General features: G+C 43.5%; 12 protein-coding genes. 7 read left to right on the top strand and 5 right to left on the bottom strand.

The features are described 5' to 3' along the window. The first annotated feature begins 491 nt into the window (after positions 1–491). From tkt to pgl, 7 genes are read left to right on the top strand one after another with little or no spacing between them, the layout of a single operon-like run. The gene (gene tkt / locus QE417_RS21930; protein WP_311953783.1) at positions 492–2480 is read left to right on the top strand and encodes a transketolase; all 1989 of its coding nucleotides are present in this window, start codon (positions 492–494) and stop codon (positions 2478–2480) included. A gap of 33 nt (positions 2481–2513) precedes the next feature. Beyond that, a complete protein-coding gene (locus QE417_RS21935; protein WP_311953785.1) occupies positions 2514–2972 on the top strand; it encodes an RpiB/LacA/LacB family sugar-phosphate isomerase in 459 nt (152 codons plus the stop codon). Then, the gene (gene tal / locus QE417_RS21940; RefSeq protein WP_311953788.1) at positions 2969–4099 is read left to right on the top strand and encodes a transaldolase; all 1131 of its coding nucleotides are present in this window, start codon (positions 2969–2971) and stop codon (positions 4097–4099) included. The genes QE417_RS21935 and tal overlap by 4 nt, the downstream gene beginning before the upstream one ends. After that, positions 4100–4708: an HAD-IA family hydrolase gene (locus QE417_RS21945; protein WP_311953791.1), complete on the top strand. Its 609-nt coding sequence runs from the start codon at positions 4100–4102 to the stop codon at positions 4706–4708. A 33-nt stretch (positions 4709–4741) separates the two neighbouring features. Next, complete coding sequence (gndA, locus tag QE417_RS21950; protein WP_311953794.1) at positions 4742–6151, top strand: NADP-dependent phosphogluconate dehydrogenase; 1410 nt, start codon at positions 4742–4744, stop codon at positions 6149–6151. 32 nt (positions 6152–6183) lie between these two features. After that, on the top strand, positions 6184–7686 hold the full coding sequence (zwf, locus tag QE417_RS21955) for a glucose-6-phosphate dehydrogenase (RefSeq protein WP_311953796.1): 1503 nt from the start codon (positions 6184–6186) through the stop codon (positions 7684–7686). Between the two features lie 17 nt (positions 7687–7703). Then, positions 7704–8441 (top strand): 6-phosphogluconolactonase, encoded by a 738-nt coding sequence (pgl, locus tag QE417_RS21960; protein ID WP_311953799.1) that lies wholly within the window; start codon positions 7704–7706, stop codon positions 8439–8441. Positions 8442–8684: 243 nt separating this feature from the next. Here pgl and QE417_RS21965 read toward each other — a convergent pair whose 3' ends face one another. The 5 genes from QE417_RS21965 to QE417_RS21985 all read right to left on the bottom strand — a co-directional run bounded on the left by QE417_RS21965 (position 8685) and on the right by QE417_RS21985 (position 12786). After that, complete coding sequence (locus QE417_RS21965; RefSeq protein WP_311953802.1) at positions 8685–9803, bottom strand: FAD binding domain-containing protein; 1119 nt, start codon at positions 9801–9803, stop codon at positions 8685–8687. A gap of 8 nt (positions 9804–9811) precedes the next feature. Then, the gene (locus tag QE417_RS21970; protein WP_311953805.1) at positions 9812–10201 is read right to left on the bottom strand and encodes an MFS transporter; all 390 of its coding nucleotides are present in this window, start codon (positions 10199–10201) and stop codon (positions 9812–9814) included. Then, the gene (locus QE417_RS21975; RefSeq protein ID WP_311953808.1) at positions 10170–10973 is read right to left on the bottom strand and encodes an MFS transporter; all 804 of its coding nucleotides are present in this window, start codon (positions 10971–10973) and stop codon (positions 10170–10172) included. The genes QE417_RS21970 and QE417_RS21975 overlap by 32 nt, the downstream gene beginning before the upstream one ends. A 133-nt stretch (positions 10974–11106) precedes the next feature. Next, positions 11107–11697, bottom strand: a complete 591-nt coding sequence (locus QE417_RS21980) for a Crp/Fnr family transcriptional regulator (RefSeq protein WP_311953811.1) — start codon at positions 11695–11697, stop codon at positions 11107–11109. Positions 11698–11946: 249 nt separating this feature from the next. After that, entirely contained in the window at positions 11947–12786 is an 840-nt protein-coding gene (locus QE417_RS21985) for an endonuclease/exonuclease/phosphatase family protein (protein WP_311953813.1), read from the bottom strand. Between the last annotated feature and the right edge of the window lie 14 nt (positions 12787–12800).

Consider the following 12800-nt stretch of genomic DNA (forward strand, 5'->3'; position numbering starts at 1 on the left):
TTGAAAAGTTTTCTTGGGAAAAAAACTGGTAATTTGAAGCTTTAATTAGGATGGTAAGCATGGTAGATACATATAAATATTAAATACGGATCGCTAATAGAAAGGCTGATATTGCCATAAAGGCAAAGACAGATGTTAACTTTGCGGGAGTTACTTGTCACTATTGTAAAAATTAAAAATGCCGCTGTGGTATCGCCATTTATGTTCATTTTGCTGCTTGCCGTTATGGGTAGCCGACATGATTTGAAACGTTGCTCATTAATGGCACTATTTTGGGCATTTTTAAGCCCCTGAATGGAGTATATCAAGATCAACGATGAATGTTTATTAATGAGCATCGTAAATTTCAGGTTTTAGCGGAATTATAAAACCGATATATCAATGTGATTTTATAATGACAGTTGAGGGAAACAAGCCCCCTCATAATATAGTTATGAAGATGTACCTTGTACAACAATTAGCTTAATTGTTCATATAATTAAAACATCACTATGGCAAACAACGCATCCGCCGACATTGAACAGCTCAGTATTAATACCATCAGGTTTTTAGCAACCGATATGGTGCAGAAGGCAAACTCCGGTCACCCAGGTTTACCTTTAGGGGCTGCCCCAATGGCTTACGTATTATGGAGCAAGTTTTTGAGATTTAACCCTGCCGAACCCCAATGGCCCAACCGCGACCGTTTCGTATTGTCGGCCGGGCATGGTTCGGCGCTGCTATATGCGCTGCTGCATTTATATGGGTATGATCTGCCCTTAGATGAGATCAAAAAATTCCGCCAGTTAGGTTCTAAAACTCCTGGGCACCCCGAATCTACCTTAACACCTGGTATCGAAGTTACCACTGGTCCGTTAGGACAAGGCTTTGGCAATGGTGTAGGTATGGCTATGGCTGCTGATTTTTTAGCTGCTAAATATAACAAAGACGGTATAAACCTTACAGACAACTATATATATGGTATTGTAAGTGATGGCGATTTGATGGAGGGCGTGGCTGCCGAAGCCGCATCACTTGCCGGACACCTTAAACTGGGCAAACTTATATATCTATACGATGATAATTTAATATCGTTAGATGGCCCTACTAACCTGGCCTTTACCGAAAACGTGGCCGAACGTTTCAGATCATACGGTTGGCAAACCCTAACAGTTGAAGATGGTAACGATTTAATAGGTATTGAAAATGCTATCCGCGAAGCGCAGGAAGAAAAAGAAAAACCCACGCTTATATCGGTAAAAACCATTATTGGCTATGGTAGTCCGCAACAGGGTACCAACAAGGTACATGGTAATGCATTGGGCGAAGATAACCTCAAAAAAACCAAAGAATTTTTTGGCTGGGACCCGGAGAAAACATTCTTCATTCCGGATGGCGTGAAAGAGCATTTACAGGGAGCAATTGACCGGGGAACAAAATTGCACGAAGAATGGAAAGCCACTTTTGATACCTATAAACAAAAATACCCTGATGAGGCTCAACTGTTTGCAACCAGTCAGGATGGTGAATTGCCCGAAGATTGGGACAAAGATATGCCTGTTTATAAGTTAGATGAGCAGCTGGCAACCCGCCAGGCATCAGGTAAAGCACTTGAGGCCTTGCGAAAAAATATTCCGTGGCTATTGGGTGGTTCGGCCGATTTGGCCAGCTCAACCGAAACACCGGGCAAAGATGGATCAGACGGATTTCAGCCGGGTAATTACGGCGGCCGCAACATTTGGTTCGGCGTGCGCGAACACGGTATGGGTGCCATTTTAAACGGAATGGCATCGTATGGTGGTACCAGGGTTTATGGCGGTACGTTTCTTACGTTTTCTGATTACATGCGTGGTTCAATTCGTTTGGCGGCATTAACCAAAGCTCCCGTAACTTACGTGTTTACGCACGATAGCATTGGTTTGGGCGAAGATGGTCCTACGCACCAACCCGTTGAGCAGGTATCGTCACTCCGTTTAACACCAAACTTAACCGTACTACGCCCTGCCGATGCTTATGAAACTAATGAAGCCTGGAAAATTGCCATGAGCCGTTTAAAAGGGCCGGTAGCATTGATCTTGTCGCGACAGAAACTTCCGGTTATCGATCAGCAAAAATATGCCCCGGCTACTAACGTATGGAAAGGTGGCTATATTTTAAGCGAAGCCGAAGGCGGTAACCCTGAAGTAATATTAATGGCAACAGGCTCAGAAGTGCATTTAATATTAGAAGCGCAACAACAACTGGCCACAGAGGGTATTAAAGCCCGCGTGGTAAGCATGCCATCTTTCGAAATATTCAACCAGCAGGATAAGCAATACCAGGATGAAGTATTACCGCCAACCCTGCACAAGCGTTTGGCTGTTGAAGCAGGTGTAACCTTAACCTGGTATAAATACATTACTGCCGAGGGCGATGTGATTGGGATTGATACCTTTGGCGAATCGGGTGAGGGTAACGCTGTGTTGGCTCATTTTGGTTTCACAACCGAAAATGTGGTTTAAAAAGGCTAAAGCACTTCTAAACAAATAACACTTATGAAAATAGGAATTGTGGCCGACCATGCCGGGTTTGAAGCCAAAAAGCAATTGTTAAATCAGCTTGCTCAAGCCGGCTATGATGCCAAAGACTACGGTGCCTTTGTATATGACGCTGCCGACGATTACCCCGATGTGGTTGTCCCGCTTGGCGAGGCCATTGCTAAAGGCGAGGTAAACAAGGGTATAGCCGTATGCGGCAGTGGGGTAGGCGTATCGGTAGCGGCCAATAAAATGCCCGGCGTAAGGGCAGCTTTAATTACCGATGGGTACTCAGCCCATCAGGGTGTTGAGCATGATGATATGAACCTCATTTGCCTGGGTGGCCGCGTAATTGGCCCCGCCCTTATTTGGGAAATTGTAGAATTATACCTTAAAGCAAAATATGATGGCGGAGAGCGTTTTCAGCGCCGCCTTGATAAAGTTATTGCCATAGAAAATAAATATTTGAAACCATGAAAAATCCATTAGCACGTATACCCGAATTTGGCCAAAGCATTTGGCTCGACTATATAAAAAGATCGTTTACCCAAGGTGGCGAACTTAAAAAACTGATTGACGAAGATGGCCTGAGAGGAGTAACCTCAAACCCGGCAATTTTTGAAGAAGCGATAGCGCACAGCAGTGACTACGATGATACCATAGCCGAGCTTAATCAGCAAAACCTATCGGCCGAGGAGGTTTTCCTGAAGATCGCCATAGAAGACGTACAAACCGCAGCCGATTTATTTAAAGGCGTTTACGAGAGTACCGATGCACTTGATGGGTATGTGAGTTTGGAAGTATCACCATCGCTTGCGCTTGATACGCAGGGCTCAATTGACGAAGCGCGTAGCTCATGGAAAACCCTGGACCGCAAAAACGTAATGATCAAAATTCCGGGAACAGAGCCGGGTTTGCCAGCTATTAAAGAATTGATCAGTGATGGCATAAATGTAAACGTTACCCTGCTGTTTAGCCTGGAACGATATCGTGCCGTAGCCGAAACGTATGTTGACGGTCTTGAACAACGTGCCGCCCGCGGCGAGGCAATTGATCATGTGGCATCGGTAGCGAGTTTCTTTCTAAGCCGGATAGATACCGTAGTTGACCCACTGCTTGATAAAATTATCAGCGAAAATGGCGACGATCATACTATAGCTTCGCAACTAAAAGGTAAAATAGCTATTGCCAGCGCCCGCGATGCGTATGCCATTTATAAAGAAGTATTTGGCTCAGAACGTTTTAAAGCACTGGAGGCAAAAGGCGCAAAGCCGCAACGTTTATTGTGGGCGAGCACCGGTGTTAAAAACAAAGATTATTCACCCTTAATGTATATTGAGGCATTAATTGGCCCGGATACGGTAAACACTGTTCCGAAAGAAACACTTGAAATTTACCGTGAGAGCGGCTCTCCGGCTGATCGTTTAGAGAATGGCATCGGTGAAGCCCGCCACGAACTATATCTGCTCGAAAACAAGTTAGGCATCGATTTAAACGCAATTACCAAAAAGCTGGAAGAAGAAGGCATTCAAAAGTTTATTAAGCCATTTGAAAGCCTGATGAAAGTGATTTCTGATAAACGCGAACAAATAAAAGCAGAGTAAATGGAACAGCCCATTAAAGTACTATTGCTTGATATTGGTGGTGTGTTATTAACAGATGGCTGGGAAACCTCATCCCGAGAAAAAGCTGCTGTTCACTTTAACATTGATGCTGTTGAGCTAAATCAACGGCATCGCAATGTTTTTGATGCATACGAGTCGGGCCGCATGACCTTGGATGATTACCTGCGTTTGGTTGTTTTTTACGAGGAACGATCTTTTACGCCAGACGAGTTCAAAGCGTTTATGATGGATCAATCGCAACCTTTGCAGCAAACCATCGATTTTATGCTGGATTTTAAAGCCAAATATAAGCTACCCATAGTGGCAGTAAATAACGAGCCCAAAGAGTTAAACGAACATCGCATCAATAAATGCGGGCTTAAAACTATTATCGACTTTTTTGTATCATCGTGCTATGTACACATGCGCAAGCCCGATCCTCGTATGTACCATCTGGCTTTAAATTTGGCACAAGTTAAACCTCATGAAGCACTTTATCTTGACGATAGAAAAGTTTATACCGAACTTGCTTCGGGCTTAGGCATTAAAGCCATACAGCATACATCGTTATCAAACACTATTCAACAATTAAAAACGTACGGCTTTTAAGCAAAAGATCAATTTAAACATCCTCACATTATTATGAAACAATATGAATTTGGTATAGTAGGTTTAGGCGTAATGGGCCGTAACCTGCTTTTCAATATGGCCGATCATGGCTATGCAGTGGCCGGTTTAGACCTTGACCAGGATAAGGTAAATGCCCTGCACACCGAAGCAACCGATAAACAAGACGTTCAAGGCAAAACATCGGCAAATGAGTTTGTGGGTTTACTAAAATCGCCCCGCGCAATATTACTTTTAGTGCCTGCTGGCAAACCGGTTGATGGTGCCATTGCCAGTTTGACCCCGTTTTTAGAGAAGGGTGATATTATTGTTGATGGCGGAAACTCTTATTTTACCGATACCGAACGCCGCTTTAAAGAACTGGAAGAAAAAGGTATTCACTTTTTTGGTATGGGTATTTCGGGCGGTGAAGAAGGCGCACGCTTTGGACCGAGCATGATGCCCGGCGGCGACCCGGCTGCCTATGAAAGACTAAGACCTGTATTTGAAGCCATTGCTGCCAAAGTTAACGGCGAACCTTGCGTAACTTATATGGGTACAGGTTCGGCAGGGCATTATGTAAAAATGGTGCATAACGGTATCGAGTATGGTATTATGCAACTCATTTCAGAAATGTATGATTTGCTAAAACGCGGGCTGAACTATTCTGATGACCAGTTGCAGCAAACTTTTGAATCATGGAATGAAGGCGAACTCAAATCATTTTTGTTGGAGATAACCGGCATCGTACTTAAAAAGGTTGATGACGAAACCGGCAATCGCCTGGTAAACATGATACTGGACGTAGCTCGTGCCAAAGGTACCGGTAAGTGGACATCGCAAAATGCAATGGATATTCAGGCTGCTATACCGGTAATTGATACCGCCGTAGCCATGCGCGATTTATCTAAATACAAAGAAGAACGCGTTAAAGCTGCCGAAAAACTGGTTTGGAACAACACTGAAAATGATACCGATGCCCACGGTGGTTTAATAGAGCATATTAAAAAAGCCTATCATTTTGCCGTGCTAACCATTTATGCACAAGGCATGGCGCAATTGCAACTGGCATCTAAAGAATATGGCTACGGACTTAAACTGGCTGATATTGCTAAAATATGGCGTGGTGGTTGCATCATACGTTCCACAACACTGGAAGATTTGATGCAGGCTTACTTAAAAGACCCGGAATTGCCAAACCTGATGCTCGACGATGTAATTGCAGGTAAGCTGGTTAATACACAGGAAGGAGCCCGCTTCAGCGTAAAATTTGCTGTTGATAAAGGTATTCCCGCACCGGCACTAATGTCGGCCTTAGGATATTTTGATGCATACCGCAGTGCCCGTTTGGCCACAAACATCATACAAGCCCAGCGCGATTATTTTGGCGCTCATACTTATGAGCGAACCGATAAAGAAGGCAAATTTCACACCCAATGGGATTAATCAAATCATGATCCACAACAAATTTTAGCCGAATGAAAAACAATAAAAAAACACCACCCACCATTATCGTAATATTTGGTGGCACCGGTGATTTAGCTAAGCGCAAATTAATACCTGCATTTTATAACCTGTTTAATGATGGTTGGATGCCCGAGCAATTTGCCATTGTTGGTTTAGGCCGTACCAAGCTCGATGATGAAGAATATCGCGAGAGGCTGCACGATGGCTTGAAAGAGTTTTCGAGAACCAAACCTACAGATGAGCAATGGGGTAAGTTTAAAGACAGTGTTACTTATTTCGTATCAGATATTGGCGATAAAAATTCATATACCGAGCTGGCCGGCAAATTAGACGCTATAGACCAGCAATGGGGAGGCCGTGCAAACAGGTTGTTTTACATGTCGGTTGCGCCCCGCTTTATTGGCGATGTGGCCAGTAATCTCTCCTCATCGGGTTTGGTTACCGATGCCGAAAAGGACAGGGTGGTAGTAGAAAAACCTTTCGGGCATGATAAAGAAAGTGCCATTGAGCTTAATAATTTGCTAACCAGTGTTTTCCAGGAAAAGCAGATATATCGCATTGACCATTACCTGGGTAAAGATACCGTTCAGAATATATTGGTATTTAGATTTGCCAATGCGCTGTTTGAACCTATTTGGAACCGCAACTTTATTGATAATGTGCAAATAACAGTTGCCGAGCAGGTTGGCGTGGAAGAAAGGGGAGGCTATTATGAAAGTGCAGGTGCTTTAAAAGATATGATCCAGAACCACCTGCTGCAGTTACTTTGTATGATTGCCATGGAGCCACCCATATCATTTGAGGCCGAAGAGATACGTAACCGTAAAATTGATGCATTGAGAGCGGTTAGGAAAATACAACCTGAAGACGTGCACCATTATGCCGTACGCGGACAATATGCCGAAGGCTGGATGCAGGGTAAAAAAGTGCCCGGCTACCGCGAAGAACAGGATGTTAACCCTCACTCAAACACTGAAACTTTTGCCGCACTAAAGATTTATTTAGATAACTGGCGCTGGCAAAATGTGCCGTTCTATCTTCGCACGGGCAAGCGTATGCAGGAAAAAACATCCTCCATCACCATTCAGTTCCGCCCTGTGCCACACTCCACTTTTGAGAGCACCCAGGCCGATAGTTTGGCACCTAATAAGTTAACCATTAACATACAACCGCAAATGGATATACGCTTGCGTTTTATGGCAAAAGACCCGGGTCTTGAAATGGATCTGACTTCGGCCGAAATGGTGTACGATTGTGCCTGCGGAAAAGTATCACCCGAAGCTTATGAAACCCTGTTATTGGATGCGATGCTGGGGGATGCTACCTTGTTTATGCGCAGCGACCAGGTTGAGCAAGCCTGGGAGGTAATTACACCAGTGCAAAAAGCATGGGAATCACGTCCATCTTTAGATTTCCCTAATTATACGGCAGGTTCATGGGGTCCCGAGAGTGCCGAAGCATTGATAGCCCGTCAGGGGCATACCTGGTTGGTAAACAAGCATCCTGTAACCTGATAACAAAGAGAATTAATATGATGCTTAAAGTATTTGATAATAAAGAGGAAATAAGTGCAACTGCGGCGCAATTGTTTATTGATATTGCCCAAAAGGCAGTAAGTGAACGTGGACGGTTTACTGTTGCATTAACCGGAGGCACATCGCCCGATGCATTGTACACGCTCCTAAGCTCGCCTGCATTTAAGGATAAGGTTGACTGGGCGCATACTTTTATTTTTTGGGGCGATGAGCGCTGGGTACCGCTAACCGATGATAAAAGCAACGCTAAAATGGCCCACCGCACTTTGTTGAGCAATGTTCCTATCCCTGAAAGCCAGATTTTTTATATGTGGGCCGATGGTAAAAGCCCCGAAGAATTTGCACAGGAATATGAGCAGCAGGTAAGGCAGGTTTTAGGCGATGCTTTAAGTTTCGACCTCGTGCTGTTAGGCATGGGTGGCGAAGGGCATACAGCTTCCTTATTTCCATATGAACCGGTTTTAAAAGAAAAAGACAAACTGGTATATGCTTATTTTCTTGCCTCGCAGGATATGTTCAGAGTAACATTAACCGCTCCACTAATTAATAAGGCCCAAAATATTGTGGTTATGCTATTGGGAGAAAGCAAAGCAGCTGCATTGCACGAGGTTTTAGAAGGCGAGCATAATCCTGAACTTTACCCCGCGCAATTATTAAATCCCGAAAACGGTAAACTGTTGTGGCTGGTAGACCAGGCAGCCGCAAAAGATTTAAAGGGCAATTACAACTCGTAAAATATACCATGTGAATATTTACTTTTAGGTACACAGCCTTTACAATAGGATAGGTGAGTTACTAAAAGGAGAAATTTGACGGTTTCAAAAATTTAAACGGCTTGCAATTAATTTGCAGGCCGTTTTTGTTTACACTAAATGAAAAGCATCCGGAAGTCAATTAAAAGAATGCCTGAATTTTACCGGCGAAAGGATGGTTTTAGTTTAGTGTGTGCTGCTGCTTAAACGTTTTGACAATGATGCTTATTTAAAACCAAGCCCGCTTTGAGCAGCCAATTGTTTTCCGTGAATATCCAATGCGGTAGCATGCCTGGTTTGATGTTCATTCCATTTTTGCAAAGCCGTTTCAAGATCCTCATTTTCTTGCAAGCTCATGGCTAATGTAATTGCATCCCTATATGCCTTGGCAGTTCCGGAAGCGGTATGCGGCCTGACTAAAGAAGCGGCATCACCCAATATAACCACACGGCCTTTATACATTTGCGGCGTTTTCATATCTAACATCACCTGTACAAAAGGATTAATTGTTTGACGCACACGGTTACTTAATATAGCAGGCAGTTCATGATCGGCCAGGGTGTTGAGTTCTTGTCTGTTCTTGCTGCTGAGGTACCCGGCTGGAACGGTGTACTCGCGCTTTTGGCCATTTTTATCGGTTAGTAATTCCGCTAATTCTAACGGTGTTTTATTTTGGTACCACACCCAGTTATATAAACGATTTCCCTTATTTAATTCGCCATTAGGCCCAGGTACCAGATAGCAAAGCAGGTGTGAGCCGGCATACGGGTAAATCGAAAACTTATCGGCAAAAAAGTCAACCTCTTCTTTGGTTAGATCCTGTTCCGCGATCAATCCGCGGTACGCCACATAACCGGCATACTTTGGATGGATGTTAGGAGCGATGTGATTTCTCACAACGGAGTTAAAGCCATCGGCACCAATTATCAGGTCTGCAGTTTTCACTTCGCCATTTTTAAAAATGGCTGTTACCTTTCCCTGTTCTTCTTCAACGCTATCCAACTCGTAACCCGAAAAGTATTTAGAGGATGGAAAAAAATTCTTCAGTTGTTTCCAGATATAGTTCCATGAAGTAAAAATTGTATCGTTGGGGTAAGTAAGTACAGCGTGTCCATTACTGTCTAATACCTGCCTTTGAGTAGCCGGTACACCGAAAACTGCTTTTGGCGCAATACCGCGTTCCATCAAATATTCCATCATGTCTGGCTGTATCACCAGTCCTGCACCCCTGTCTTTCATGTCGCCCAACGAGCGTTCATAAATTTCCACTTCAAATCCCTCGTCAGCAAGTGCTATAGCTGCACACAGTCCTCCAATAGAACCACCAATTATGATAATTTTCATGATTATAATTATTTAGAGATAGGTTTAGTGGTAGCAACATTTACAATAGCCATAATTGCTAAAAGCGCCATAAAGGATGTTGACCAGCTCCAGCCACCGGCGTTATATAATTGTATAGCCAGGTAAGACCCTAATGCACCACCTATAAAGTAACTGGTCATGTAAACTGTGTTAATACGGCTGTTAGCCAAATGGTCTAATGTGTATATTACCGCAATATTGGTAACCTGGGTAGCCTGCACACCAATATCTAACAGAATAACAGTGATCCATATGGCCGAAACAGTGCCTGGAAACACCTTTAATATACATATGCTTAGCAAGGTTAAACTTGTAGAAAACAGCAGTGACCTTGATGGTGAGCCTTTATCGGCCAGTTTGCCAAATAGTGGCGCCATAAGTGCGCCCGCCGCGGCAAGCAAACCGAACATACCTATGCCCGAAGCTGGATAATGAAAGGGCGCGTCGCTGAGGGTAAAAGGTTAACGTAACCCAAAATGCACTTAACGTTCCGAAGGCAAGCATGCCGGTTAAGGCAGTACGGCGCAGTAGCGGAAACCTGCCCAGTTGTGCAAGCGTAGATTTTAACAAACCGGCATACGTACCGGTAAAGCGTTCGGGCATGGAAGGAAAATCGGCCTGCATGAGTATAGCAGTGCCCAATACCATAGCCGCCGAAATAAGATATACATATTGCCAGCCTAACCACCCGGTAATAAAACCGCTGAACACGCGGGCCACTAAAATACCTACCAGTATTCCGGTAAATATCTGACCTACTATTTTGCCGCGATTCTCCTTAACCAGGCTGGCTGCCATAGGCAATATCACCTGTGCAACAACTGAAAATATGCCTATAAGAAGGCTCCCGGCATATAACGTTATTAAGTTTGGCGAAAACGCTACCAGTAATAAAGACACGATCAACCCGACCTGCAAATACAGGATCAGTTTTTTACGCTCTATCATATCACCTACCGGTGTTAGAAAGAACAAGCCTATACCATACCCAATTTGAGACAGAACTGAAATACTTCCCGCCTTTTCGGTACTGATATGAAATTGCATTGCAATTGCATGTAAAATAGGCTGGCTGTAATAAACATTAGCTACGGCTATACCGGCGGTAGCTGCCATAATAAATACCTGGGTTCGTGTGAGAGATGCCATTGTATTGTTGTGATGTTACTTTAATAATTGTCCTGAATGGACAATACAAAGGTGCCACAGGAGAGGCTTCTGTACCAATGAACTGGTTTAGGAAATAAGGGCGAACTGGTTTAAGAAAAAAAGTTGAACTAAATTAACTTTCCCGTGAAACGCGCTTGTTACGTAGCTTGGAAAGGTATTCGGTGGTCATTCCTAAAAATGAGGCCAAAGCATATTGAGGCACTTTGCTAACAATGGATGGATAGCGTTCTAAAAAGAGTTCGTAGCGTTGTTCGGCGGTCTTGGTTAAATTTACGATCACCCTTCGGGCCATGTGCGCTGCTGTGTTTTCGGCCAGTATGCGGAAAAGGGTTTCATAAACATGCTTACTTTTTTTGAGCTGTTGTTCCGCCTCATAACTAATTTGCAATACCACACTGTCTTCCAGTGCCATAACAAACATTGATGCCGGTTGCTGAAATATATAGCTGTTATAGTCAGATATCCACCAATCGTCAATGGCAAACTGTATGGTGTGTTCCTGCCCCTCATCACCTATTACATAAGCGCGAAAACTACCTGTTACTACGTAATACCTGTATTTAGCAACAAACTCCGGCTGTACAATAAACTGCCGTTTTTTTACCTTGCTAACTTTAAAGCTTTGGCAAAATTCCTCAAACTCTTCATCGGTAAAAAACAAGCGTTTATGAATATGTGCTTTAAAGCTTGTGAAGTCTGTCATGCCGGATAGCCGTTAATTCTTGACCACAATATACGGTTTGGAATAAATAATACGAAGAAGTGCAGATGGTAAACATGATTTTCAGGCAGTAAGCAGATTGCTCCGCCTACCCCAATCCTGACTTAAGAAGCGGTATTTAATTTTTTTGGGCTTGTTTTGCTAATACTTGATAATCTTCCCCGGGGGGTAAAATAAAAAAGCGCAGTATTCTTTTGAAAACTGCGCTTTTTTAAACCATAGGTTGCTATTTTATTTTAACTCTAACTCCGCTAAAACCGGAAAGTGGTCAGACGGGAATTTACCGTAATAGGTATCTGTTAAAATTCCCCACTTGTTTGCGGTAAATGATTTGGTCATAAATATATGATCAATCACTTCCTGGCCGCGTGGCGTTCTGAAGCTGTTGAACGAGGCATTATTGGCATAAGGGTATTTAACTTTCGTATAAGTGTCTGATAGCAGACCAGACTCGGCCAGCTGTTTGTACCATTCGCTGTTTCTGTCGCCGTTGAGGTCACCGGTTAAAATTGCAGGAATATTGCCTGCTATCTCGCCAATTTTTTTCAATATCAATTTGCTGCTTTCTTTACGGGCAACTACGCCCTGGTGGTCAAAATGCACGTTGAAAAAATAGAACTGCTTTTTAGTTTTCACATCCTGAAGAAAAACCCATGAGCATATGCGGTTGCAGCAGGTAGCATCCCAACCTAAGCCGGGTTTATCGGGGGTTTGAGACAGCCAGAAATCACCACTTTTGAGTAATTTGAACCGGCTTGTTTTATAAAAGATCGCCGAATGCTCGCCACCGTCTTTACCGTCGTCACGGCCTTTGCCATAACGGGCATATTCAGGTAACGCAGCGCTCATATCATCCAATTGATTTTTAAGCCCTTCTTGTATACCTAAAACATCAAACCCGTGAAAACGGATAAGATTGGAAACCACCGGCGCACGGTTTACCCACAGATTACCTGTATCGCGCGGATTGTCGAATCGTATATTGAATGTGCCGACTGTTATTTGTTGTGCGCTTACTAAATGCGTTGCAGATAGAATTAAAGCGGCTATGAACCAAATTTTTATTTTCATTTTGTAATAGTTGA

Origin of the sequence: Mucilaginibacter terrae (assembly GCF_031951985.1) — a bacterium.
In the GTDB taxonomy this organism is placed as follows: domain Bacteria; phylum Bacteroidota; class Bacteroidia; order Sphingobacteriales; family Sphingobacteriaceae; genus Mucilaginibacter; species Mucilaginibacter terrae_A.